Annotated in this window: 19 protein-coding genes; 7 read left to right on the top strand and 12 right to left on the bottom strand. The window is 72.4% G+C overall.

From position 1 onward, the window contains the following. Positions 1-70 precede the first annotated feature (70 nt). On the top strand, positions 71-1,363 hold the full coding sequence (locus tag QSK26_RS07865; RefSeq protein ID WP_285774327.1) for an outer membrane protein assembly factor BamB family protein: 1,293 nt from the start codon (positions 71-73) through the stop codon (positions 1,361-1,363). Positions 1,364-1,421: 58 nt separating this feature from the next. Here QSK26_RS07865 and QSK26_RS07860 read toward each other — a convergent pair whose 3' ends face one another. The 3 genes from QSK26_RS07860 to QSK26_RS07850 form a co-directional block, all read right to left on the bottom strand. After that, positions 1,422-4,760: a galactose-binding domain-containing protein gene (locus tag QSK26_RS07860; RefSeq protein ID WP_285774326.1), complete on the bottom strand. Its 3,339-nt coding sequence runs from the start codon at positions 4,758-4,760 to the stop codon at positions 1,422-1,424. A gap of 44 nt (positions 4,761-4,804) precedes the next feature. After that, on the bottom strand, positions 4,805-6,508 hold the full coding sequence (locus QSK26_RS07855) for a ThuA domain-containing protein (protein ID WP_285774325.1): 1,704 nt from the start codon (positions 6,506-6,508) through the stop codon (positions 4,805-4,807). 533 nt (positions 6,509-7,041) lie between these two features. Then, positions 7,042-8,118 (bottom strand): NAD(P)H-binding protein, encoded by a 1,077-nt coding sequence (locus QSK26_RS07850; protein ID WP_285774658.1) that lies wholly within the window; start codon positions 8,116-8,118, stop codon positions 7,042-7,044. A gap of 210 nt (positions 8,119-8,328) precedes the next feature. Between QSK26_RS07850 and QSK26_RS07845 the strand changes: the two genes are divergently transcribed. Further along, a complete protein-coding gene (locus QSK26_RS07845) occupies positions 8,329-9,267 on the top strand; it encodes an AraC family transcriptional regulator (RefSeq protein WP_285774324.1) in 939 nt (312 codons plus the stop codon). Here the strand turns inward: QSK26_RS07845 and QSK26_RS07840 are convergent. Further along, a complete protein-coding gene (locus QSK26_RS07840; protein WP_285774323.1) occupies positions 9,255-9,863 on the bottom strand; it encodes a TetR/AcrR family transcriptional regulator in 609 nt (202 codons plus the stop codon). The genes QSK26_RS07845 and QSK26_RS07840 overlap by 13 nt on opposite strands. A gap of 140 nt (positions 9,864-10,003) precedes the next feature. Next, positions 10,004-11,200 (bottom strand): cytochrome P450, encoded by a 1,197-nt coding sequence (locus QSK26_RS07835; RefSeq protein ID WP_285774322.1) that lies wholly within the window; start codon positions 11,198-11,200, stop codon positions 10,004-10,006. Positions 11,201-11,437: 237 nt separating this feature from the next. Here QSK26_RS07835 and QSK26_RS07830 point away from each other — a divergent pair, with 237 nt between their 5' ends. Continuing rightward, positions 11,438-11,857 (top strand): DoxX family protein, encoded by a 420-nt coding sequence (locus QSK26_RS07830; protein ID WP_285774321.1) that lies wholly within the window; start codon positions 11,438-11,440, stop codon positions 11,855-11,857. A 3-nt stretch (positions 11,858-11,860) separates the two neighbouring features. On the opposite strand, the gene QSK26_RS07825 is transcribed toward QSK26_RS07830, so the two are convergent. From QSK26_RS07825 to QSK26_RS07810, 4 genes are all read right to left on the bottom strand, one after another. Then, complete coding sequence (locus QSK26_RS07825; protein WP_285774320.1) at positions 11,861-12,520, bottom strand: response regulator transcription factor; 660 nt, start codon at positions 12,518-12,520, stop codon at positions 11,861-11,863. After that, a complete protein-coding gene (locus QSK26_RS07820) occupies positions 12,517-13,824 on the bottom strand; it encodes a sensor histidine kinase (RefSeq protein WP_285774319.1) in 1,308 nt (435 codons plus the stop codon). The genes QSK26_RS07825 and QSK26_RS07820 overlap by 4 nt, the downstream gene beginning before the upstream one ends. A 116-nt stretch (positions 13,825-13,940) precedes the next feature. Beyond that, complete coding sequence (locus QSK26_RS07815) at positions 13,941-14,405, bottom strand: NUDIX domain-containing protein (RefSeq protein WP_285774318.1); 465 nt, start codon at positions 14,403-14,405, stop codon at positions 13,941-13,943. Next, on the bottom strand, positions 14,402-15,103 hold the full coding sequence (locus QSK26_RS07810) for an HAD family hydrolase (RefSeq protein WP_285774317.1): 702 nt from the start codon (positions 15,101-15,103) through the stop codon (positions 14,402-14,404). The genes QSK26_RS07815 and QSK26_RS07810 overlap by 4 nt, the downstream gene beginning before the upstream one ends. Positions 15,104-15,414: 311 nt before the next feature. On the opposite strand from QSK26_RS07810, the gene QSK26_RS07805 reads away from it, so the two are divergent. From QSK26_RS07805 to QSK26_RS07795, 3 genes are all read left to right on the top strand, one after another. Beyond that, a complete protein-coding gene (locus tag QSK26_RS07805) occupies positions 15,415-16,209 on the top strand; it encodes a class I SAM-dependent methyltransferase (protein ID WP_285774316.1) in 795 nt (264 codons plus the stop codon). Between the two features lie 147 nt (positions 16,210-16,356). Next, positions 16,357-16,662 (top strand): hypothetical protein, encoded by a 306-nt coding sequence (locus QSK26_RS07800; protein ID WP_285774315.1) that lies wholly within the window; start codon positions 16,357-16,359, stop codon positions 16,660-16,662. A gap of 305 nt (positions 16,663-16,967) precedes the next feature. After that, complete coding sequence (locus tag QSK26_RS07795) at positions 16,968-17,546, top strand: TetR/AcrR family transcriptional regulator (protein ID WP_285774314.1); 579 nt, start codon at positions 16,968-16,970, stop codon at positions 17,544-17,546. A 46-nt stretch (positions 17,547-17,592) separates the two neighbouring features. Here QSK26_RS07795 and QSK26_RS07790 read toward each other — a convergent pair whose 3' ends face one another. Then, positions 17,593-18,186: a TetR/AcrR family transcriptional regulator gene (locus tag QSK26_RS07790; protein WP_285774313.1), complete on the bottom strand. Its 594-nt coding sequence runs from the start codon at positions 18,184-18,186 to the stop codon at positions 17,593-17,595. 73 nt (positions 18,187-18,259) lie between these two features. Between QSK26_RS07790 and QSK26_RS07785 the strand changes: the two genes are divergently transcribed. Further along, positions 18,260-19,132 carry an SDR family NAD(P)-dependent oxidoreductase gene (locus tag QSK26_RS07785; protein WP_285774312.1) on the top strand — a complete coding sequence of 291 codons (873 nt, stop codon included), beginning with the start codon at positions 18,260-18,262 and terminating at the stop codon, positions 19,130-19,132. A gap of 133 nt (positions 19,133-19,265) precedes the next feature. On the opposite strand, the gene QSK26_RS07780 is transcribed toward QSK26_RS07785, so the two are convergent. Then, entirely contained in the window at positions 19,266-22,127 is a 2,862-nt protein-coding gene (locus QSK26_RS07780) for a TIM-barrel domain-containing protein (protein WP_285774311.1), read from the bottom strand. Next, on the bottom strand, positions 22,124-25,411 hold the full coding sequence (locus tag QSK26_RS07775) for a TIM-barrel domain-containing protein (RefSeq protein WP_285774310.1): 3,288 nt from the start codon (positions 25,409-25,411) through the stop codon (positions 22,124-22,126). The genes QSK26_RS07780 and QSK26_RS07775 overlap by 4 nt, the downstream gene beginning before the upstream one ends. Between the last annotated feature and the right edge of the window lie 12 nt (positions 25,412-25,423).

The raw sequence follows: 25,423 nt of genomic DNA, 5'->3' as shown, positions 1-25,423 counted from the left end.
TCCGGGGCAGGCGCCCTGGTATCCCCCGCAGGGGCCGCCGGCGCGGGAGCCGCGGCGCAGGGGCGGGACCGTGCTGTTCGTCGCGCTCGGCCTGGTCGTGCTGCTGGCGGTGGGCGCGGGCACCGCGTGGTTCGTGGCCGGGACCGGCCCGGACGCGGGGACCGGCGCCCCGGCCGCCGAGGCCGCGAGCGCCACCTGGGCGGTGCCGCTCACCAACGCCGGCAGCTCCGACTTCACCACCGGCCTGGCCTACGCCGGCTGGCAGACCGGCACGACCTTCGTCCGGGTGCAGAAGGACGGGCTGCTGGCCTACGACCTGAAGACCGGCAAACGCGCCTGGGGCACCCCCTCGCCCGGCGAGCAGCTCTGCGGCGCCACCCCCGACCCGTCCGGCGGCAGGGGCGCGGTCGCCTACGGCAGCGCCACGCTCTGCGACCGCCTGGCGGGTGTGGACGCCGCCACCGGCAGGATCACCTGGAAGGTCAGGATCCCGGCGGAGAAGTCCCGGCTGGCCACCTCGCTCATCGCCCCGCAGATCATGGGCGCGGACGGCATGGCGGTGCTCCACGTGGAGGACGCCCTGTACGGCTACCGCCTGTCCGACGGCGCCAGGGCGTGGACGGTCAGGGCGCCGGACGGGTGCCGCATCCGGGCGGTCAACGGCGCGGGGATCCGGGTGGCCGTGATCACCGAGTGCTACCTCGACGGCGGCGACAGCGTCGCGATGCTCGACGCGCGGACCGGCAAGACGACCTGGCGGCGCCCGCTCACCGACCTCGGCCTGTCGGCCGTGGTGCTGTCGGTCGATCCGCTGGTCATCAAGCTGGACGACCAGGGCGACAAGAACTTCTTCACCGCGTTCGACAGCCGGGGCGGCAAGCTCGGCGACTTCAGCACCGGCAAGATCGACCTCCTGCCGATGAACAGGGTCGCCTTCATCGACGGCCTGACCGAGCAGTACCGCGTCACCGTGCACGGCGACCGGCTCTACCTCGCGACCTTCCCGGAGAACGTGCCGGGCTTGGCGCGCTCCCGCAACCGGGCGATCGCCGTCGACCTCAGGACCGGCAAACAGGTCTGGGAGTCCTCGGGCACCCGCGACACGATGCTGACCTACGTCCGCGCCGACGAGCGGGGACTGCTCGCCCTGGAGGCGGGCGACCGGCGCGACCTGTCTCCCCGGCTGGTGCGGCTCGACGCGGCAACCGGCAAGGCCGCCGGGGTGGCGGAGCTGCCGCAGGCGTACGGCACGGACGGGGAGCGGGCCCGGGTGCTGGAGCGGGACGGCGCGCTCATCATCATGCCGTGGACCTCGGTCGCCACCGACTTCGCGGTGATCCACGTGCCCACCGGGACGGGCTGACCCGCACCGGAGCGGCGCTCGCCGCCGGGCGCGGGGTCCCGGCGGCGAGCGGGCGCCGTCAGGCGCCGTACACGTCCAGCTCCCACAGCGAGTAGCCGTAGGCGGGCAGGGAACGTTGGGTGCCGTAGACGCGGACGTATCTCCCGTTCCCGGTCACCGTGAGGTCGTCCACGCCGCCGTCTCCGGCGGTGGTGGTGTGGATCGTGGTCCAGGTGGTGCCGTTGGGCGACGTCTGGATCTGGTACGCCCTGCCGTAGGCGGCCTCCCAGCTCAGCCGCACCCGGCTGATGGACCGCGAGGCGCCGAGGTCCACGCTGATCCACTGCGGGTCGCTGTAGGCGCTGCTCCACCGGGTGGCGGCGTCGCCGTCCACCGCGTTGGCGCCGACCCGGCCGTTGCCGGCCTCCACGCTGGACGTGGTGACCGGCCGCCCCCGGGACAGCAGGGAGGCGGCCGTGGCCGGCGTGCCGTACACGTTGAGGTCCCACAGCGAGTAGCCGTAGGCGGCGAGGCTGCGCTGGGTGCCGTAGACGCGGACGTATCGCCCGGTTCCGGTCACCGTGAGGTCGTCCACGCCGCCGTCGCCGCCCGCCGTGTTGAAGACGGTCGTCCAGGTGGCGCCGTCGGGCGACGTCTGCACCTGGTACGCCCTGCCGTACGCGGCCTCCCAGTTCAGCCGGACCCGGTCGATCGTGTACGACGCGCCGAGATCGACGGTGATCCACTGCGGGTCGCTGTAGGCGCTGCTCCACCGGGTTGCGGCGTTGCCGTCCACCGCGTTCGCGCCGACCAGCGCGTTGCCGGACTCCACGCTGGACGTGGTGACCGGCTTGCCGCGGGCCAGGTCGGTGCCGGTGCCGGTGCCGGGCGGGGTGCTGACGCCCGGGCCGGTGAAGGTGTAGCTGTCCAGGTCGAACAGCGCGTTGGTGCCGGTGTTCACCCCGGTGAAGACGATGTACAGGTCGTACGTGCCGTCGTCGGGGCGGGTGACCGTGCCGGTCACCTCGGCGTAGTTGTCCCAGCCGCCGGTGCCGCCCACGGTCAGCCGGGCGACCTCGGTGCCGGTGGGCGAGCCGAGGCGGAAGGACAGGGTGCCGCCCTGGTTGGCCGAGGACACCCTGGCGCGGACGCCGGTGATCCCCTTCAGGCTGACCCGGTGGTGCCTGACCCATTCGCCGCTCTGGATGTCGCCCAGCCGCCTGCCGCCCTCGGCCGCCGTCTGGTCCACCACCCGCGGGCCGTTGAGCTGCTCGTAGTGCTCGGCCTGCCACTGCCGGGGCCAGAGCGAGATCTCCTTCTCCCCGGTGAGCGGGACGGTGCCGGTCGCGCCGCGGTCGGTGTAGCTCGCCCGGATGACGAAGAACTGGATCGCGTCCGGCCCGGCGTGCACCGGCCCGGTGTTGAAGGTGGCCCCGCAGCCGGTGCCCTCGCCTTCCTCGTGGGCGTGCTCCTGGTGGCCGAGCGCGGCGCGGATGACGACGGAACCGCAGGCCGGGGCGCCGTCCTGGGCGTCGGTCGCCGACGCGGTCGCGTTCAGGTCCTGCTCCCAGCTGAAGACGCCGCCGTCGGGCAGCCCGGACAGCGTGACCGCCGGCCGGTTGTTGCCCACCACGATCGGGATCACCGTGGTGCCGGTGTGCCCGGCCGGATCCCGGACCGTCAGCCTGGCCCGCTTGTCGCCGTTCGTCGTATAGGTGTACGACGGGTTGGCCGCGGTGGAGTCGACGCTGCCGTTGTCGTCGAAGTCCCAGGCGTAGGTGATCGGGTCGCCGTCGGGATCGGTGCTTCCCGCGCTGGAGAAGGCGACCGCGAGCGGGGTCAGGCCGTTGTCCTTGTCCGCTCTGGCCTGGGCGACGGGGGACCGGCCACCCTGCACGTAGTTGATCTTGTAGAGCCCGGCGTCCGCCGCGCCCGAGAAGTAGCCGCTGCCGTACTCCAGCAGGTAGAGCGACCCGTCCGGGCCGAACTCCATGTCGATGGGGTGCACCAGGTTCATTCCGGCCAGCACGGGTTCGATGGCCGTCGGCGCCGCGGTGGCGGGGTCGCCGCCGCCGAACTGCACCTCCTTGATCCAGTTACGGCAGTACTCGGAGATGAGGAGCGTGTCGTCGTAGTACTCGGGCCACTTCACCGCCGAGTTCAGGTCCGGGTCGTAGTGGTAGACCTCGGCGTGGTTGGGGGAGCCGCAGCCGCCGGGGTTGTCGAGCTGCGGCCACTCCTTGCTGCCGCCGTGCTGCTCCCAGACCAGGGCCGGCTTGGTGGGCGGGAGCTGCCGCAGGCCGGTGTTGCGCGGCGAGTCGTTCACCGGGCCGGTCGTGCCGCCGCACGGGAACCAGCCACGCGGGGAGTTGGTCGCGAAGTTCCAGTCGTTGTAGGCGACGTTCGGCCCGCCGCAGTACGGCCAGCCGTAGTTGCCCGGCCCGGTCGCCCGGTTGAACTCGTCGTAGGCCGCCGGTCCCCGGTTGGCGATCGTCGCCCCCGCGTCGGGGCCCACCTCGCCCCAGTACAGGGTGTCGCCCGCCTCCCTGTCGACCCAGATCCGGTACGGGTTGCGCAGGCCCATGACGTAGATCTCCGGCCTGGTCTGGGCGGTTCCCGGCGCGAAGAGGTTGCCCGCCGGGACCGTGTAGGTGCCGTTGTTCTCCGGATGGATCCGGTTGATCTTGCCGCGCAGGTCGTCGGTGTTGCCGGAGGTGCGCTGCGCGTCGTACTGCGGGTTGCGGCTCGGCCGTTCGTCGATGGGGGCCATGCCCGCCGAGTCGCCGCCGGAGTTGGTGTTGTCGCCCACGGCGAAGTAGAGGTTCTCGTCGCTGTCCCAGCTCATCGACCCGGCCGAGTGGCAGCACAGGTCGCGCTCGGTGGGCCACTCGATGATCATGTCCTCGCTGGCCGGGTCGAGGACGTTGGTCGTGGTGTTGAAGGTGAACCGCGAGATCCGGTTCACCAGCGGGGTCACCTTGGGCGAGTAGAACAGGTACACCCAGCGGTTCTCGGTGAACCGGGGGTGGATCGTGATGCCGATCAGCCCGTCCTCGAACCGCGCGTCGAGCTGCACGGTGAGCGCCACGGTGGTGGCCCTGGTGACCGGGTTGTACAGGCGGACCTGGCCGCCCCCCGTGCTGGTGCCGCGGTTGATGTACAGCACCTTGCCGTCGGGGAGCACGGACAGCTCGATGGGCTCGCCCATCGACAGCCCGCCGTCGAGCTTCACCTTCTCGAAGGCGCTGGCCGGGGGCGGCGCGGCGGCCCCGGCGCTGGACCTGGCGGAGGCGGCGGAGGCAGCGGCTGTGGCGGACGCGGCGGCTGCGGGGGCGGTCGCCGGCGCGGTCGCCGCCACGCCGGCGAGGACGAGTAAGAGGGCACATAAGGCGCGACGAAGGCGCGCGGAACCGGACACGGGAGCTCCTGGGGGGTGCGCGGGTGGGGTGCCGGGTCGAACTGTCAGGTGCCGTACACGTCGAGGTCCCACAGCGAGTAGCCGTAGGCGGGCAGGGCGCGCTGGGTGCCGTGGACGCGGAGGTAGCGGCCGGTGCCGGTGACGTCGACGTCGTCCACGCCGCCGTCGCTCGTCGTGGTGGTGTGCACGGTGGTCCAGGTGGTGCCGTCGGCCGAGGTCTGGAGCTGGTACGCCTTCCCGTAAGCGGCCTCCCAGTTCAGCCGGACCCGGTTGATCGCGTAGGAGGCGCCGAGATCGACGGAGATCCACTGCGGGTCGCTGTAGGCGCTGCCCCAGCGGGTTGCGGCGTTGCCGTCCACCGCGTTCGCGCCGACGTGCCCGCTGCCGCTCTCCACGCTGGAGGTGCTGACCGGCTTGCCGCGGGCCAGATCGATGGCGGCCGGCGGACCGCCGTCCCGCTTGATCCGGATGTTGCGGTAGTTGATGTCGAGGCCGGCGCCGTCGTTCTGGACGCCGATGTAGCCGCCGGCGATGTTCCGGGTGCTCGTGTAGTCGTTGATCTTGACGCCGTTCAGGAAGACCTCGACGCGCTGCCCGTGCACGGCGATCTCGTAGGCGTTCCACGAGCCGGGCGGGTTGAGCGCCGCGTCGCGCAGGGCGGTGTCCGGCGCCTTGAAGCTGTAGACGCTGCCCGTCGTGCGGGTCGGATCGGCGTCGCTGGCGTCGATCTGGATCTCGTGCCCCTGGTCCACCGGTCTCCACGGGTCGCCCTGCGGATCGGGGAAGCCGATGAAGACCCCGCCGTTGTCGTCGCCGGGCATCATCCAGTCGAGCCTGAGCGAGTAGTCGGAGAACGTGCTGACCGGGTACCACAGCAGGCCCATGCCGCCGAAGGAGGTGAGCGTGCCGTCGGCCAGGGTGAAGCCGCCGGGCCCCGCCTGCCGCCACTGGTTCAGGCTGGCCTGGGTGCCGTCGAACAGCGGCGTGTACCCGGTCTCCGGACGGCAGTCGGCCGGCTTGGCGCGGGCCGCGATCTGGATGCCGCCGAGCAGCATCCTGGCGAAGTTCGGGTCGGCGTAGGACTCCTCGGTGTGGCCGAGACCGGTGTACCAGGCCCTGCCGCCGGAGTAGTCGTGGCACCAGGTGATCGGGTGGTCTCCCATGGTGCCGCCGGAGTACGACGACTCGACCAGGGACGCCAGGACCCGCACCCCGGCCCGCGGATTGGCCCGGTAGTTGTACCACTCGTCGGTCCGGGTCCAGGTCGGCGGCAGGTGCGAGGTGGAGGCGTTCGCCCGGTCCTCCACCCGGATCGTCGCCTGCTGGGTCGCCGGGTGGGAGCTGAAGTAGGCGCCGACCAGCCCGCCGTACCAGGCCCAGTCGTACTCGGTGTCCGCCGCGGCGTGCACGCCGACGTAGCCGCCGCCCGCCGAGATGTAGGACTGGAAGGCGGTCTGCTGGGCGGCGTTGAGCACGTCGCCGGTGGTGGACAGCCAGACGACGGCCTGGTACTGCGCGAGGTTGCCGGTGGTGAAGGCGGCGGCGTCCTCGGTGGTGTCCACGGTGAACCCGTTGGCGGAGCCGAGCTGTCGGACGGCCGCGATGCCGTTCGCGATCGCCGAATGCCGGAAGCCGGCGGTCTTGGAGAAGACGAGGACCTTGGTCAGGGGCGCGGCCGACGCCGTGCCCGGCATCACGACCAGCGCGGCCACGGCCGCCAGGACGAGGGCGACGAAGATCCGGAGCATCCCGCGGAATGCGGCGCGCGGGCCGCGTAAACCGGCGGATAAGCGTCGTGCTGACACAGGCATGCGCCACTCCTTGCACGAAAGGAGCGCGCCGCCGCACCTTATGGGACCGGGAAACGACGACGAAGGCATGACCTTTCGTCGCCTTACGACGAAACGGTGACATGGATCACGGAGGGCGTCAAGCAGAGGTAAAGCGGGCGGCGGACTTGTTACATCGGATGTATCCCAGATGGTGGACTCGAAATTATGTGCGAGATGCTCCGAATATGCTCAGATCGGCGGCGGTTTCGGGGTCTTGGAGACTTCCGGTCGGTCCTGTCGGCTCCTTTCAGGCTCTTGACGGGAAAAGACATCCGACGTTAACTGCGGCTGACGGTTCTGATGTGCGGGCGGTGAGACGGGACTTGCAGACCCTGACCGCCGTTCGCGCCTCGGATCCGTGGTGCCCATGAAGCCGTGGGTGCGCCGCCGCCGGTCGCCGATCGCCGGCGGCGGCGCACCCACGGCCGGCCCCGTCCGCGCCCGGCCGCTCAGCCCTCGGCGCGGAACGCGGCGGCGTGCTCCGCCGCCCACGAGCGGAAGGTGCGGGCCGGGGCTCCGGTGACCTCTCGCACGGTGGCGGTGACCGGGGCGGGGCCGGCGGTCATCGCGGCCTGGGCGCGCAGGATGCCGTCCGCGATCCCGGGCGGCAGACCGGCGTCCACCATCTCCCGCCGGGCGTCCTGCGGGGAGGTCTCCTCCCAGCGCACCGGGCGGCCGATCGCCTCGCCGATGATCCGCGCCTGCTCGGCCTGGGTGAGCGACTGCGGCCCGGTCAGCTCGTAGACCGCGCCGGCGTGCCCGCCGGCGAGCGCCCGCGCCGCGACGGCCGCGATGTCCCCTTCATGCACCACGGCCATCGCCGCTCCACCGTACGGCCCACGCACCAGCGACACCGAGGCTCCGCCGTACGGCTCGCGGGCCGATGTCCCCTCGTACGGCTCGCGCGCCGGGGATGTGGATGCCCCCTCGTACGCTTCACGGACCGGGGATGCCGAGGCTCCGCCGTACGGCTCGCGGGGTGCCTGTCCGGCGCGGATCTGACCGGCCCAGCGCAGGGCGTTGGCCGCGAAGGCGTGCGGGCGCAGGATCGTCCACTCCAGCCCCGACCGTTCGATCAGCCGCTCGGCCCGCCGTTCGTGCTCCCGCACGGCTGCCGACGACAGGTAGACGACCCTGCGGACCTCCCTGGCCATCACCTCCAGCACCGCCTCCAGCCCGTCGGTCGAGGCGAACGGCCACACCAGGAAAACCGCCTCAACCCCCTGACAAGCCGCACGCACCGACCCCAAGACCCCCAAATCCCCCCACACCGCTTCAACCCCGGCCACCCCGAGAAGCCGCCCACCCGCAGGCACACCGACCCCCGGGTCCCGCCCATCCGCGAGCGGACCGATAGCTCCCGGGTCTCGCCCATCCGCGAGCGGACCGGTCGCTCCCGGGTCCCGCCCGGCGGCTACCGCGTCGGCGGCACGTGGGCGGAGGCCGTCCGGTCTCGTGGGAGCAGGGCGCGGGGCCGGCGCTCCGGGTGCCGGGGTGGCCGGACGGGGGAGTGGTCCGCGGGTCATCGCGCGGACCTGGACGCCCGCCTCCGTCAGTTGTGCCGTCACCCGGCGGCCGACCGTGCCCGTCGCCCCCGTGACCAGAATCCGTCGCGGCATCGTCCGCCCCTTTCCCGAAAGGTTCCATCGATGGTCAACCGTAGGAGGGGTGAGGGAGATGGCCAATGCTCCGAAGGCGCGGAAAGATACGTGATCGTCTCGTGTTAGGTTCGTGTGGTGGATGTGCTCAGCGACGTGATCGCGCTCATGCGCTCGGGGGCGCCGCGTTCGGCGCGGGTCGCCTGGCGTGAGCCCTGGGGGAGGCGGTTTCCCGCGGCGCCGGGGTCGGCGGGGTTCCAGGTGGTGCTCCGGGGTTCGTGCCGGCTCTACCCGCCGTCGGGGGAGCCGGTCCCGCTCGGCGTCGGCGACGTCGTCTTCTTCCCGCACGGCCACGGGTACGGCATGGCCGCAGGGTCGGCTCGGCCGCCGCGGGAGCCGGTGTGCGATCCGCTGGAGGAAGGCGAGCTGTTCGTCTCCGACGCCGTGCCCGGCGACGGGGCGGTCACGGTCACGCTGTGCGGCGGCTACCGGCTCGATCCGGGCCGCGCCCACCCGCTGCTCCGCGACCTGCCCGAGATGATCCACCTGCCCGCCGGCCTCGGCCGCCGTCCCGAGCTTCGCGCCGCGATCGACCTGCTCGCCGGCGAGATCGACCGCCCCAGGCCCGGCGCGGACACCGTCGTGCTCGCCCTCCTCGACATGCTGCTGCTGTACATCCTGCGCGCCTGGTTCGCGGAGCGGCCGGCGGGAGCGGGCGCCACCGGCTGGGCCGCGGCGCTGGCCGACCCCGCCGTCAGCGCCGCGCTGCACGCGATGCACGCCGACCCCGCCCACCCGTGGACCGTGCGGACCCTCGCCGCGAAGGCCGGGCTGTCCAGGGCGGCCTTCGCCCGCCGCTTCACCGCCCTGGTCGGCCGGCCGCCGCTGACGTACCTGACCTGGTGGCGGCTGACCGGCGCGGCTCGCGTGCTGCGCGAGTCCGGCGCGCCGCTCGCCGAGGTGGCGGCCCGCGCCGGCTACACCTCCGAGTACGCCTTCGCCAACGCCTTCAAACGCGAGTACGGCATCGCCCCCGGCGGATACCGCAGGCAGGGCCGGTCCGGTCAGCCGGCGTAGCCGGGCGGCCTCTGGCGGGGGGAGGGGGCGGGCAGCGGCTCGTCGGAGGGGCGCATGCCGGCCAGCAGGAGGGCCAGGTGGCGGCGGCGGTCGGCGCCCGGCGGATCGCCCAGCTGCACCGTCGCCATCGCCATCACGACGACGGCGGCGATGTCCCGGATGACCAGGTCGCGGCGGATCTGGCCGCGTCGCTGGGCGGCGGCGAGCACGTCGCCGAGAGGGCTGAGATAGCGCTCGGCGATGTCGACGGTGAACGCCCCGGACTCCTTCGCCGCCGAGAGCAGCACCCGGTGCGCGGCGAGCGTCTCGGTGGTCGCCTGGAGTGCGGCGGCCAGCGCCTGCCCGGGGTCGTCCGCGTCGCGGGCGGCGAGCGCGAGCGGCTCGACCTCGTCCGCGAAATAGGTCAGGAAGGCCGCGCGGATCAGCCCGCCGCGGTCGCCGAACCGTCGGTAGACGGTGGCGATCCCGACCCCGGCCCGGCGGGCGACCTCGTCGAGCGAGACTCCCGCGCCCGACTCCTCCAGGGCCTCGATCGCGGCTCGGGCGATCCGATCGGTGTTGCGCCGCGCGTCTGCCCGGTGTCGCCGTTCCGGCATGCCCGGAACGGTAGCAGAGGCGATCCGATCGCTCGCAGGACCGCCACCCGCCCGGCCGGAACCTCCGGCCGGGGCGGCGGGCACCGGGACGCCGCCGTCCCGGTCACCCGCGGCCCCGGCCGTCATGATCGGCCCGTCGGCTACCAGGCCACCGGGAAGGAGGCCAGGCCGTACACGAAGTGGAACGCGCGGAACTGCGGCTCAGGCGCGGCCGGGCGCAGGCCGGGGAAGCGGCGCAGCAGCGCGGGGAAGGCGATCCGCATCTCCATCCGGGCCAGCGGCGCGCCCAGGCAGTGGTGCAGGCCGTGCCCGAACGCCACGTGCCCGGCCGCGTCGCGCCCGATGTCCAGGGCGTCGGGGTCGGGGACCAGTTTGGGGTCGCGGTTGGCGGTGGCGAGACCGGCGACCACCAGCTCACCCGGGCCGATGGTGTGACCGGCGAGCTCGACCTCGGTGGTGGTCGTCCTGACCATGCCGGAGTGGACGATGCTGAGCCAGCGCAGCAGCTCCTCCACCGCCCCGGTGATCCGGTCGGGCTCCTCGCGCAGCAGCTTGAGCTGCTCGGGGTGCCGCAGCAGCGCGAGCGTGCCCAGCGACAGCATGTTGGACGTCGTCTCGTGCCCGGCCACCAGCAGCAGGCCGCCGATGCCGGCCAGCTCGGCGTCGGTCAGGTCGTCGCCGTGCTCGCGGACCAGCATCCCGAGCAGCTCCTCGCCCGGATCCGCCTTGATCTTCGCCACCAGGTCGATCATGTACGCCCGGGACTGCGCCTGGAGCGCCTGCCGCTCCTTCATCGGCAGCGACACGTCCAGCACCCGGCTCGTCCGCTCCTGGAACTCGCCCCTGTCCTCGTACGGCACTCCGAGCAGCTCGCAGATCACCAGGGAGGGGATCGGCAGCGCGAAGGAGGAGACGAGGTCGGCCGGCGAACCGGCGCGCCCCATGGCGTCCAGGTGCTGATCGACGATCTCGACGATCCGCGGCTCCAGGCGGCGCATCCGGCGCACGGTGAACTCGGGGGTGAGCAGCCGGCGCAGCCGGGTGTGGTCGGGCGGGTCGGCGGAGAGCAGGTTGCCCGCGCGCATCGCGGCGATCTCCTGCTCGGACGGCGGCGGCGAGCCGGGGTCGCGCGGCGGGAAGCTGCGCGCGTTGCTGAACCGCTCCGGGTCGCTCAGCACGGTGCGGACGTCGGAATGCCGGGTGACCAGCCACGCCTCCACGCCGAGGGGGGTGATGATCCGCCGGACGCCCTCCTCCTCGCGCAGCTCGGACAGCTCCGGAACGGGGTCGAACTCCTGGCGCCGCATGTACAGCGGCACCGTCTGCGTCTCGCTCATGCAACCTCCCCGATTGACCCGTGGCCGGGCCGCTCATGACACTAAACGATAGTAACCTATCGTTTCCTTGATGCCCAGAATGGCCGTGCCCGAACCCAGGGGTGTGGCTAGATACACCTGGATCCGGTATCTGGCTCCATGGCGGTGCGGGGCGGTGGATCTTAACGTCGATGGCATGAAGGTCATCGGGGGCAGGATCCTCCATTCGTTCGTTCCGCCAGAGAGAGGCTGGGGCTCGTGACCGCCACGACCCGCCCTGAGCGCACCGGCCCGCGCCGTGCCTGGAGCGCCGTCCTGTGGGTGCTCCAGGTCGTCACCGCCGCCGGCTTCCTCCTGGCGGCCCTGGGCAAGTTCTCCGGCGCGGAGCCGGCCGCCTCCACGTTCGACGCCATCGGCTTAGGCGACTGGTTCCGCTATTTCGTCGGCGTTCTGGAGGTCGCCGGCGTCGTCGCGCTCTTCGTGCCGCGCCTCGCCGGGCTCGCCGCCCTGGCGTTCGTCGTCCTGATGGCCGGGGCGGCGCCGATCGAGCTCTTCCTGATGGGCGGCAGCGCCGTCCTGCCGCTCGCGCTGCTCGTGCTGTCCGCGGTCATCGCCTGGGGCCGCAGGGGCGAGACGGCCCGGCTCCGGTCACAGCTCGCCCGCCGCAGAAACGCCTGACGGTCAGTCGCCCGGGGAGACCAGGCCCGTCTCGTAGGCGACGATCACGGCTTGGGCGCGGTCGCGGACGCCGGTCTTGGCGAAGAGGCTCGTCACATGGTTCTTCACGGTGGAGGCGGCCATGCCGAGGCTCTCGCAGATCTCGCCGTTGGACCGGCCCCGGGCGATGAGGGTCAGCACCTCCCGCTCGCGGTCGGTCAGCCCGGCGAGCTGCTCGGGTACGGCACGCCGGCGCGGCTCCGCAGCCCGGACGAACGTGCCGATCAGGCGGGTCAGCAACCGGGGGGCGACCGCCGAGTCCCCCCGGTGCACCACCCTGACGCCCTCCACCAGTTCCTCGGGGGAGATGTCCTTGGGCAGGAATCCCGACGCCCCGGCCCGCAGCGCGTCGACGACGTACTCGTCCAGGTCGAAGGTGCTCAGGGCGAGCACCCGCACGTCGGGCAGCTCGGAGGTGATCGCGCCGGTGGCGGTGATGCCGTCGGACCGGGGCATGTGCAGGTCCATCAGCACCACCTCGGGCAGCAGCTCCCGGCACCGCCGTAACGCCAGCTCGCCGTCCTCCGCCTCGCCCACCACGGTCATGTCGTCCTGGGCGTCCAGGATCATCCGGAACCCCGCCCGGACCAGCGCGTGGTCGTCCACCACCAAGACCTTGATCATTTCTCCTCGTTCCGTGCGGCGGACACCGGGATGCCGGCGGACACCTCGAAGCCCCCCGCCTCACGCGGCCCGGCCCGCAGCCACCCCCCGCAGCCCGCCACCCTCTCGGCCATCCCGTCCAGCCCGAACCCGCCACCACCCACCTGCCCCACCCCGACCCCCACCCCGACCCCGGCGCTACTGCCCACAGCCCCGGCCTCGACGGCCCTGCCGGGCTCGCCCTCCGCACCGGCAGCACCGGCGGCACCGGCAGCACCGATCGCACCGGGGGCACCGGGCGCACCGGCGGCACCGGACGCACCGGACGCGTGGGACCCGGTGGTTCCGGGTTCCGCGCCGCCCGGGGCGGGGCCGTCGTCGAGCACCGAGACGCGTACGGTCGCGGGCTCGTAGACGACCCGGACTGTGGCGCGGGCGCCGGGGGCGTGTTTGCGGATGTTCGTCAGCGCCTCCTGGACGAGCCGGTAGAGCGTGTGGTGCGCGGTGGGGCTCAGCTCCACCGGGTCACCGGTCACCTCCAGGTCCACCGGCAGCCCGGTGCCCCTGATCCTGGCGACCAGCAGGGGCAGGGTGTCCAGGCCGTGCCCGCCGGTGCCTTCGTCGGCGCGCAGCACGTGCAGCAACTGGCGCATCTCGGCCATCGCCTCCCGGCCGGTCTGCTCCACGGTGAGCAGGGTCGCCTCGGCCTGGCCCGGCTGCCGGGACATGGTGGTGCGGGCCACCCCGACCAGCACGTTCATCGTGGTGATGTGGTGGGCCACCACGTCGTGCAGCTCCCGCGCGATCCGGCGGCGCTCGGCCCGTACGGCGGCGTCGGCGAGCTCGGCCCGCGCCCGGTCGGCCAGCTCCCGGCGGAACCGCAGCAACTGGCCGAGCCCGACCAGGATCAGCGCCGACAGCGCCCCCGCGGTCGACGGTCTCACCCCCTGGGCGGCGTGGATCGCCTGCACGGCGGCGAAGACGGAGACGTCTGTGACCACGGCGGCGATCCAGGCGTGGCGCGGCCTGCTGTACCGGCCCACGGAGTACACCGCCACCATCGCGGCCAGGGACGCCCAGTCGATCTCGCCGGTCGCGACGGCCGCCAGATGGCAGACCGTGGTGACCGTCAGGACGGTGAGCCGCCGGTCGCGCCGCCAGACCAGCGCGGCCGAGCCGGCGCAGGCGAGCGCCGCGACCACGAGCGGCGGCGCGTCGGCGGAAAGTCCGAGCAGTATCTGTATGGCGCAGATCGCCAGTGCCAGCAGCGAGTCGGCGACCCGGGGCCGGCGAAGCGCCCGCCATCCCGCCCGCAGACTCCTCACGATCAAAGCCTAGGCCACGGAGTGGCATCCGATCACTGCCCGGACACGCGGAAACGCCCGCCCCGCCGGGGTTCCCGCCCGCCCGGCGGCCGTGGGCGGGGGGCTTGGGCGGGTGGTCACGGGGTGGGCCGGCGGCGCCAGGTGTCGAAGAGGGCGAGGGTGGCGGGGAGCTGTGAGTGCAGGGGAGAGGGCAGGGCGGTGGGCGCGAACCACGCCAGGTCGTCGAACTTGTGCGGTTCGCCGATCGCCACCCGTGCCGGGTCCACCTCGACGGCGAAGATCACGGCGACCCAGTGTGAATCGCCGCGCAGCACGTTCCGGACGCCGATGGTGTCGATCCGCAGCGGCTCGGCGGTGTACTCCTCGCGGACCTCGCGGGCGACCGCCGCCTCGAACGTCTCGCCGTACTCCAGGGCGCCGGCGCCGCAGTCCCAGGCGCCCGGTTCGTCCCGGGCCCCGGCCCCGCGCCTGGCGAGCAGGACGCGTCCCGCCCCGCCACCGTGCACACCGCCGGGGCCGCCGGGGTGGAAGCCGTCGTGGCAGACGAACACGCAGGAGACCGAGGGCGTTCTCGTGCTCAAAAGTGTTCCAGCAGCTGGCTGAACCCGCTGAGGTGCAGTACGCCGTCGTGGCCGGACAGGTCGGTGTGCTCCAGGACCCAGGTGTGCTCGTGCGGGATGAAGACGGCGTTCAGGCCCGCCTCGCGAGCGGGGATGATGTCCGACTTGGGGGAGTTGCCGATCATCCAGGTGGTCGCGGGCGCGAGGTCCAGCTCCGCCACGATGCGGCGGTAGGCGCCGGCGTTCTTCTCCGGCACGATGTGGATGCTGCTGAAGTGGTGCGCGAGCCCGGACACGTCGATCTTGCGCTGCTGCTCGTGGTGGTCGCCCTTGGTGAGCAGCAGCAGGTCGTGCCGGGTGTGCAGCTCGGCGAGGGTCGCCGCGACGCCCGGGATCAGCTCGGCCCGCCATTCGACGAACGCCGCCGTCAGCTCCTCGATCCTGCGCAGCTCGTCCTCCGACGCGGGACGATCACGCAGCCGGGCCACGCACTCGCCGAGGCTGCGCAGGAAGACCTTGCTGCCGTAGCCGTAGGCGATCGAGTTGGCCGCCTCGATGTCGTCGAGGATCGTCCGGACCTCCGCCCTGGACATGGTCGGATGCGCCATCCAGTCCAGGAAGTCGCCGATGACCCGCTCGAAGATGATGTTGTTCTCCCACAGCGTGTCGTCGGCGTCGAAGATCAGTACCTGCCGCTGGTGTCTGCCGTCGCCCGTCACGCCCGGAAACCTAGCAGGCGTCCCTTTCGGGAACGAATCATTTCCGGCGTCACGGCGCGGTGCCGCGGATCGTGATTTCCGGCGTCACGGCGCGGTGCCGCGGATCGTGATTTCCGGCGTCACGGCGCGGTGCCGCGGATCGGCGGCCAGGGGCAGGGCCACCGGCTCCCGGTAGTCTGGGCTCCACAGTTCCTCGGTGCCGTCCGGGAGCGGCAGCACCCGGTCCGGACGCAGGGCTTCGACGGCCCCCTCCCGCCGCTGTGGAATATTCGGTTGCCGGTGTTCGAGGGGGTGCCGTCATGATTCGGCATATGCCGCGTACTTTCGAGGAGCTCGTCGCCGAGGCCGAGCAGGTGCCCGTGGAAGGCTGGGACTTCTCCTGGCTGGAGGGCCGGGCCACCGAGCAGCGTCCCTCGTGGGGTTACCAGCGTGCCATGGGTGAGCGCCTGGCCCGGGTGTCCGCCGCGCTGGACATCCAGACGGGCGGCGGAGAGGTGCTCGCCGGGGCGCCGCGGCTGCCGCGGCTGATGGCGGCCACCGAGTCCTGGCCGCCCAACCTGGAGAAGGCGACGAGGCTGCTGCACCCGCTCGGGGCGGTGGTGGTCGCCGATCCGGACGAGCCGCCGCTGCCGTTCGCGGACGCGGCCTTCGACCTGGTGACCAGCCGGCACCCGGTGACCGTCTGGTGGGAGGAGATCGCCAGGGTGCTCCGGCCCGGCGGCACGTACTTCTCCCAGCAGGTCGGCCCGGCCAGCGTCTTCGAGCTCGTCGAGTACTTCCGCGGGCCGCAGCCGGAGGAGGTCCGGCGCAGGCGGCACCCCGACGACGCCAGGCGGCGGGCGGAGGCAGCCGGCCTGGAGGTCGCCGACCTGCGGTTCGAGTCGCTCCGGACGGAGTTCTTCGACATCGGCGCGGTGGTCTACTTCCTGCGCAAGGTGATCTGGATGGTCCCCGGGTTCACCGTGGGCGAGTACCGCGAACGGCTGCGCGACCTGCACGAGCGGATCCGGGACGAGGGCCCGTTCGTCGCCACCACCACCCGTTTCCTGATCGAGGCCCGCAAGCCGGGGGCCGAGCCCGGGAGCGTTCCGGCTTCCGGGCCGTGAAATACCGGTGGAAAGGCGGCTGCAAGAGGGCGTAGCGGGCGAGGTTCGGGGTTCTGAGCGCGAATCGCTACGGAACGCTGTTCGTTGACTTCACTGGGTGATGGAGGTACAGATCACGTGTAGCACCCTTACCGGAAGGAAGAAGTCATGAAGCTCGTCATGCGTCTGCTCGGCGTGACCGCGGTGACCCTGGCGGCCGCGGCCGCGCTGGCCCCGGCGGCGTCCGCCGCCCCCACCGTGACCCCCGCGGAATGCGCCATGTTCGGCGGCAGGGTCGCGCCGGCCTATGTCGCGCCCAGCGGCCTGGGCGTGTTCGCGGCCCGGCAGTGCGTCGGGGGCGCGCACCACGGCAAGTGGGTCAACGCCGCCCCGATGACGGCGGTCCCGCACCACGCGGTGCCGCTCTACTCCACCAACTACCCCAGCCACCCGGTCCCGACGTTCTGGGGCTGATCGTCGCATCGCGCACCGGCGAGCCGCCGGTCGCCTCACCTCGTGTGCCCCGTCCCGGGGCACACCCCCCGAACCTCCGCCGCCGAGCCATCCGCCTCACACTTGGCGGGCGGCGGCTGTCCCCCTTGCCCGGCGACGGCCTCGGTGCCGCTCGCCGTACATCATGCGGCCGGGGGCCGTGCCGCCGACGGGACGCGACGCGCTCTCCCCGGTCAGGTTGTGTGCTTTACTGACCGGAGAACTCTCCGGTAGCTGGGGACGGCATCGGAGCGCTCTCCGGTGAGCAGCCACGAAGGGCCGACGCGATGATCCAAGGGGAGCGCGGACCCCTGCGCGCGCACGCGCGGCAGAACCGCGACCGCATCCTCGAGGTCGCGCGCGAAGCCTTCGCCGCCTCCGGTGACGCCTCGCTCAACTCGATCGCGAAGAAGGCCGGAGTCGGCGCGGGCACGCTCTACCGGCACTTCCCCACCCGCGAGGCGCTCGTCCTCGCGGTCTACCAGCACGACGTGCACCTGCTCGTCGGCGCCGCGCCCGCGCTGCTGGAGGAGCACCCGCCGCTGACGGCGCTGCGGCTGTGGCTGGATCGCCTCGCCCACTACGGGAAGATCAAGCACGGGCTGGCCGACGTGCTGCACGCCGCCACCAGCGACGGCCTGGCCGGTGAGACCTACGGCCCGGTCATCGGCGCGATCACCCTGCTGCTGCGGGCCTGCGAGGAGGACGGCGGCATCCGCCCCGGGTGCGACCCGGACGACATCCTGCTCCTGCTCGGCTTCCTGTGGCGGATCGACCCGGGCGCCGGCTCGGAGGAGCGGACCCGCCGGATGCTCGACCTGGTCATGGACGGCCTGCGCGCCGGCGCGCCCGGCCCCCCGCGCTGACGTTTCGATCAGGCGGGGAGGTCAGGCGGGGGGTCAGGCGGGGCGGTCAGGCGGGGCTGCGCGCGTCGCGCGTCGCGACGCGGAGGTAGTCGATCAGGTCGTCGACCAGCTCGCCCGGATCGGCGTTCCCCTTGCCGCCGGAGCTGAGGTGCCCGGCCGAGCCGAGGTCCGCCGCGCCGTGCGCGAGCGCGCGCAGCAGCGACGCCAGGCGCACCGGGTCGCCGCCGGGCAGGGCGCCGGCCCGCTGGGCGGCCGCGACGAGCCCGACCAGCGTGGCCTGGGCGTCGTCCGCCGCGGTCGCCAGCTCCGGCGAGTGGATCGTCCAGGTGCCGAAGACCAGCTTGAAGCGCGCCGGGTGGTCCAGGGCCCAGGCGATGTAGTCGCGCATCGCCGTGCGCAGGGCCGCCTCCGGGCCGGGCGAGCGCTCGATCACCTCGGTGAGGGCGGCGTTCCGCCGGGTCAGCTCCTCGGCCGCGAGGGCGGCCAGCAGCGCCTCTTTACGGGTGAAGTGCTTGTAGGGCGCGTTGTGCGACACCCCGGCGAGGCGGCCGACCTCGCGCAGCGTCACGGCGTCGACGCCGCCCTCGTCCAGCAGGCGGGTGGCCGCTTGGAGCAGCGCCTTGCGCGTATCCGGTGGCATCGCACCAGTGTAGGCAGGTTGACGCCGTCAACCTCGCTCACTAGGTTGACAACGTCAACCTAAGGAGGGTGTCGTGCACCAGCACAGGCGTGCCGTGATCACCGGAGCGACGTCCGGCATCGGAGAGGCGATCGCCCGCCTCCTGGCCGCGGAAGGGCTGGCCGTGGTCATGGTCGGCCGCGGCGAGGAACGGCTCCGCCAGGCGCGGCGCCGGATCCTGTCCGCCGTGCCGGACGCGGAGCTGAGCCTCGAACGCGCCGACCTGTCCCTGCTGGGAGACGTCCGCGCGCTCGCGGAACGCCTGGCCGCCGGACCGCCGCCGGACGTGGTGGTCAGCAACGCCGCCGTCGTCGCCGACGCCGCGGAGCTCACCTCCGAGGGCCTCCAGCGGACGCTGGCCGTCAACCACCTCGCCCCGTACCTGCTGCTCCGCTCCCTGGTGCCGCCGATCGGCGCACGGCCGGCGCGTTTCGTCGTCGTGGGCGCCTCGCCGAGCGCCCTGGCCAGGGCGCCGGTCGATCTCGCGGACCTCTCCTCCCGGCGCGGGCTCGGCTTCCCGCCGAGCGTCCGGCCGTTCGTGGCGTACGGCCGGACGAAGAACATGAACGCGATGTTCGTCTACGCTCTCGCCCGGCGGCTGGCGGGCTCGCGCATCACGGTGAACGGCGTGCACCCGGGGATCATCAAGGGCACCGGGCTCGGCCGTCACGCGCGCGGCGCCCTGCGCGTGTTCGACCGCCTGTCGCAGCTCCGCCCGTTCTCGCCGGGGCCCGACGACGGGGCCGACACCCCCGTGTGGCTGGCGACGTCGCCGCGGGTCGAGGGGGTCACCGGCCGGTTCTTCGTCCGGCGCGAGCAGGTCCCCACCGCGCCGCACACCACCGACGCCGAGCGCTGCGACCGGCTCTGGGCGGAGAGCGCCCGTCTCGTCGGCCTGCCGGTCTGACCAGGAGAAGTGGGCGTTCGCCGCCGGCGTCGAACCCCTGGCGGGCGGCCTCGGCCTCGGCGGCCCGCTGGGCGGCTCCGCCGCGCCCGGAACCGGTGGGCCCCCGGAGTGCCCCGGGGGCCGCGCGGTCGTGTCAGAAGGCGCCGGTGGTGGTGCCGCCGGAGCCGGTCGCGGGGGTGGTGAAGGTGCTGTTCGCGCCGGGTTGCCACTGGTCGGCGGTGTCGGGCAGGCCCGCCTCCTGGCGTTTGACGCACTTCCACTCGACCGTGGTGTTCGGCGGCAGCTTGCCGATCGTGCCGGTCCAGGTCGGGTAGGCGGACGGGGTCAGCCTGACCGCGCTCGCCACCGACCACGCGCCGAGCTGCGGGACGCCGCCGACCGCGTAGACCGACTGGCCCGGCGTGGTCGTGCCGCCCGCGCACGAGAACGTCATCGACACCGGGGCCTGGCCGAGCGTGAAGGCGAACGACTTGGCCGTGCCCACCGGGATCGCCGCCGACTTGGCCACCACGAGGTTGCCGCCCGCGTTGTACCAGCCGCTCGCCGCGGCGTCGAAGGCGGCCCTGGTGGCGTGCTGGGGGAGCGGCACCCCGTTGAGCGTCACCGCGGACGCCTGGGTGTCGGAGACCAGCTCGATCACGTTCGGCCTGCTCGCCGGGGCGCCGGGATAGGCGCCGGAGGCGGCCGCCACGGTGACGGTCGCCGTGGTGCCGCTGAGCTGCTGGCTCAGCGCGGTGGTGCGCACGGCGCCGCCCTGGTAGCCCGTGCTGGCCCCGTCGTCCTCGTACAGGGTGAAGGAGGAGGGCGTGGCCGCCGGGTGGACGCGGGCGATCAGCTCGTTCCTGACCGGGCCGTCGGTGCGTCTGCCGAGCGCGTTCATGGTCTTGTCGTCGACGAACATCTTGGGGATGATCGACCCCGCCCTGGCGAACGCCGGCAGCCTGAACCGCCCGTTCACCCACAGCGGCCGGTCGGTGAACCACTGGCCGGTGCTGGTGAGCTTCTCACCGCTGTGCAGGTCGAACCAGGTGCCCGCGGGCAGGTACATGTCCCGCTCGCGCTCGTTCTCCCCGGCGACGACCCCGACCAGCAGGTCGCGGCCGATGAGCTTCTCGCTGCCCATCTCCCGCACGTTCGGGTCGTTCTGGTAGTGGTGCACCAGCGGCGGGACGACCGGCTCGCCGGTCCGGTAGGCGCGGTGGGCCAGCGAGTAGTAGTAGGGGGTCAGCTCGTAGCGCTGCCGGATGTTCGCCAGGTTGCTCGGCACGTGGCCGATCTTGTCGGGCGAGGTCTGCGCGCAGTTGCACAGGTTCTCGGTGTGCGGGCGGACCGGCACCTCGAACCAGGCGCCGTCGGCGAACCACTGGGTGTACAGCTCGTTCAGGTCGGAGTCCAGCATCTCCCGGCGGAACCCGCCGATGTCCGAACCGAAGTAGTCGATCCCGGACATCGACATGTGCATCTGGACGTTCTGCTGCTGGGCCAGGGCGGTCAGCTTGGATCCGATGTCGGCCGACCACATGGCCACGCCGTGCCGCTGGATGCCGGAGGCGCCCGAACGGGCCAGGCTGAACGGCCGCTTCGTCCCCTGCGCGTACCCCCGGGCGACGCTCTCCGCCCACTTCAGGTTGTACAGGTTGTGGTAGTCGGCGTGCGCGTGCTTGCCCGGCAGCACGCCGGCGGTCCAGTCGTTCTGGTCGTACATCTCCGGCTCGCCGAGGTCCAGCCAGTGGCCCATGACGCCCTGGTCGGCGAGCGGCTTCCGTTTGGCGGCGTGCCAGTGGTCGCCGGCCGCGTCCTGGGTCCAGTCGATCATGCCGCCGCGGCCCCACCAGTCGTTGGAGGTGAGGTAGACCGGCGGGCACGACGAGCAGCCGGCCCGCACCAGGAAGCCGCGGGAGGCGAGGTCGGCGTGCTCGGGGAGGTTCCTGCCGACGTAGGACTCCTCGATGGTGATCAGACCGACGCCCTGGTCCGCCTGGTAGCCGGCGATCCGGGTGGCCGGGTCGGGGAAGGCCGCGGGGTCCCAGGTCAGCCTGCCCATCCTGGTGTCGTCGGAGCCCGCGGTGACCCCGCCGAACCAGGGCAGGTCCAGGACGAACCCGTCCACCGGGAACTTCGCGTCGCGCAGCCCGGTCAGCCGGTTGTCGATCTCGGCCCAGTTGTCGTAGCCGAACTCCGACACCCACATGCCGAGCGCCTTCTTCGGCGGCACCGGCGGCCTGCCGGTCAGCTCCAGGTAGTCCGAGCGCAGATCCGGCAGGTCCGGCCCGGTCATCGTGTACCACCGGAGCTGGTCGCCCCAGGTGTCCACCGTCCACGGGTTGTCCGAGAGGTTCCACTCCTGCTTGTAGGCGTGGTCCAGGAAGAACCCGTAGTTCAGGTTCGCCGCGCCGACCGCGAACAGCACCGGGATCTGCGCGTTGCCCACCGGCCCGTTGTCGGTGTCGTAGACCATGGCGTTGCCGTAGTTCCCGCCGGGCGTGCGGGTGCGGCCGACCCAGTCGCCGTCCGCGCTGCCGCCCTTGAAGAACTGCTCGCCGAGGCCGTAGGCGTGCTGGATCGACCCCTTGGTGATCGTCAGCCCCTTCCACGCCTGGGCGAGGTTACGCGGGCACGCCTCGTACAGCAGCCGGGCCGGATCGGACACCTTGACGCACAGGGTGCCCGGGTTGACCTCGACCTTCATGGCGGCCGTGGTCAGTGTGCCGCCGTTCTGCGAGAAGGTGCCCGGCCCCGGATAGTCCTTCTTGGCGACCTGGGGGGTGGTGAAGATCGGCGAGCCGGTGCCGGGGCCGGTGCCGGCGGCGAGCTCGAAGTGCACGAGGTCGTCGTCGAGGAACTCGACGAGCAGGTAGGCCGGCCCGGAGGCGAACTGCACCCGTTGCACGGCCGCCTGGGCGGGCAGGGCGGTCGCGCACGAGGCGGCGAGCACCGTGAGGACGGTCAGCAGGACGCGTTTGACGGCGTGGCGTTTCACGGCCTGGCGTTTCACGGTCTGGTCACCCCCAGGTTGTCGAGGTTGATCCCGCCGGTGTTGGGCGCGTCGTAGGCGATGCGCACGGTGTGCGCCCCGGCCGTGAGGTTCGTGGTGAGGGTGGCGGTGCCCCAGGTGTCCCAGTTCGCCAGCGCGGGCAGGCTGAGCGTGCCCGCGGCGACGCCGTCCACGTAGACGGTCCGGGTGGCGGCCACCGTGGTGGAGTAGCGGAACCTGAGCTGGTGCGCGCCCGCGGCGTCCGCCCTCACCTGGAAGGTCACCGAGTCGCCGGGGGAGGCGAAGCCGTCGGCGAAACCGGTGCCGGTGAACCCCGGATGGTCGGTGTTGACCGACGTGCCGGCGCCGGTGGCGAACTCCGCCTCGTAGGCCGCCTTGTCCACCCCGTCGAGCACGACGGTCCGCGCCGAGGCGCTCGACGCCAGCTTCACGTGGGTGAGCTGCCGGACCGGATCCCACCACCAGCCCTCCGCCGCCGTCTTCAGCGCCGCGAGCGTGGCGTGCGCGGTGAGGTTCGCGCCGCCCCGGGTGACCGTGGCGGGCTTCGTGGCCGCCACCTGGAGGGTGCTCGTCGTGGTGAGCGGGGGCACGGTGACCGTCACCCGGTGCGCCCCCCAGTTCTCCACCGCCCCCACGGTACGGTTCGCGCCCGCCGAGTCCTCGAAGTACGCGTAGGACGAGGTGCCCGCCGGGTAGATCCGGAACACCAGGTTGGCGTAGGCGTCGACGCTGTTGCCGATCTCCCCGCCCAGCTCGTAGTCCGCGTTGAGGTTGAGCGGGATGATCGCGCCCGGCCTGGCGTAGACCGGGATCGTGTCCAGCCCGGCGGCGTAGCTCTTGGTGCCCGGCCCGGTGAACCGGCCGCCGTTCCACAGGTCGTACCACTCGCCGGCGGGCAGGTACACGTTCTTGGACGTGGCGCCCTGCGCGGTGATCGGCGCGACGAGGAGCTGGGAGCCGAACATGTACTGCTGGTCCAGCGCCGCGGCCGTCGCGTCGCCGGGGAAGGCGAAGCTCATCGCGCGCATCATCGGCACGCCGGTGGCGGAGCTCGCCCTGGCCTCGGTGTACAGGTAGGGGATCAGGTTCATCCGCACGTTGGCGAACCTCCGGAACGCCGGCAGCACGCCGGTGTTCCCGGTGCGCGCCTGCACGTTCCACGGCGTGCGCGCCTCCGACACCCCCGGACTGGCCTTCTCCGAGTGGTACTGCATGATCGGCGAGAACACCGCCTGCGCCGCCGACCGCAGGTACAGCTCCGCGCTCGGGAAGTCGCCGGTGAACCCGGCGAGATCCCAGGCGGTGTACGGCACGCCCGACTGGCCGGCGCTGAGCTGCGCCCTGACCGCCTCCTGGAAGGCCGCGAAGCTGGAGTTCTGGTCACCCGCCCAGAAGATCGAGTTGGCCTGCGCCCCGGACGTGCCGGCCCGGCTGAAGATCGCCCCCTCGTTCCCGGTCTTCGCCCGGACGTAGTCGTTGTACGCCTTGGTGTAGCCGTTGGGGTAGGCGTTGTGCATCTCGTCGCCCCTGCGGCCGTCGGCGAACGTGACGCCCCGGCCGAAGACCGCCTCGCCGCCGTCGGTCTTGAAGCCGTCCACCCCGACCTCGTCGATCAGGTAGTCGCGCTTGCTCAGCCACCAGTTCCTGGCCGCCGCCGACGTGAAGTCGGGCACCATGCCGTCGCCGAACCACTGCCCGGTGGGGATCCGGTACGGCGCCCCCGAGGGCGACCTGGCCACGTAGCCCTGCGCCTGGGCGTAGGACCTGTCGTTGAGGTGCTGCTGCGGCGCGGCCGGCGGGTTGGCGTCGAAGTTCTCCTTGAAGACCGGGATCTGCCACAGGATGACCTTGATGCCCTTGCTGTGCGCGTCGGCCACCATCGCCTTGGGGTCGCGCCACGCCGTGCCCGGCGGGAAGGTGAGGTTCGCGTAGCTCAGCTTCCCCGCGCCCGGCGTCGGCGTGTAGGTCGCGCCGTGCCAGACGTAGAACGTCGCCTCGTCGCTCCACTGCTCCAGCACCATCGCCGTGTGCGGCACCTTCTCCGCGCCGGCCCTGGCCAGCTCGTTCTCCACCTCGGTCTGGGTGTTCCACTCGTTGGCCGACATCCACAGGCCGAACGCCCACTTGGGCGGCAGCTGCGGACGCCCGGTCACCGCGGTGTAGTCGTCCACGATCTCGGCCGGGGTGCCGGCGAAGAAGTGGTAGTCGAGCGTGGAGTCCAGGCCGCCGCCGGTGTCCACGGTGAACCCGGCCAGGTCGGGCAGGTGCGTGCCCAGGTTGAAGATCGCGTATCTGGTGCTCGGGATGTGCACGCCGTATCCGGCCGAGTTCATGAAGAACGGCGTGGACAGGTACGTGCGCCGGGTCGCCCCCTGGTCGCGGTACTGGTTGTACACGTAGTTGTGCACGTCGGTGCCGCGCTGGTCGAGCCGGTCGTACCGCTCGCCGAACCCTTCGAACCGCTCGCCCGCGGGGGACAGGTAGTGGTCCTCGATCTTGGTGATGGTGGTGGCGCCGTCGCTGGCCCAGCCGATGTTCCGGAACACCGCGGGGTCGTACTGGCGGGTGATCAGCGTGGTCCCGTCGCCCTTGTAGACCGACAGCCGGTAGGGCGACTTCTGGATCCTGAGCACCAGCGCGCCGGTCGCGATGGTGAGCGTGCCCGGCGAGTCGGTCACCGTGTAACCGCCGCCGCCGGAGATGGTCAGCCCGTTGCCGCTGGGCGCGATCTGGGTGCGGAACCGGTCCGCGGCGGGGAACGCGAACCGGATCCTCGGGGTGAAGGATCCCGCGCTGTCCCCGGTGCGCACGTCCACCGACGTGCCGTTGTCCGTGTAACCGGTGACGTCGGTGACCGTGCTCCAGGAGGTCACCGTGAACGCGAACGGCCCCACGCTCTTCTGGCCGCCGCCGTTCACGTCCGCGTTCACCGTGTAGGAGATTTTGTCGCCCCGGTTGAAGGAGCCCAGGGCGATCTTCCAGTAGCTGTTGCCACCGCTGTTGTAGTCCCAGGCGGCGCCGATGGGCGGCTGCGCGACGCCGTTCCTGGTCCAGGTGATCCAGACGGTCTGGCCGGGTTCGATCGGCCAGGTGGTGGCCTTGACCGTGACGCCCTCCCCGGCCATCGGGTCGCGGGGGGTGCGCTCGGTCGGCTCGGCCGAGTAGAGGTCGTCGATGCCGGTCGGGTTGTGGTGGACGCCGCCGAGCGCGTACGCGGGGACGGAGACGACGGAGGCGAGCAGGGCGATCACCATGACGGTGACGCCCGACCGTAACCGGATCACAGAGGGCTCCTG

It is taken from the genome of Microtetraspora sp. NBRC 13810, from assembly GCF_030268685.1.
Taxonomy (GTDB): Bacteria; Actinomycetota; Actinomycetes; order Streptosporangiales; family Streptosporangiaceae; genus BSRQ01.
This window is presented reverse-complemented; position numbering and strand designations above follow the sequence as displayed.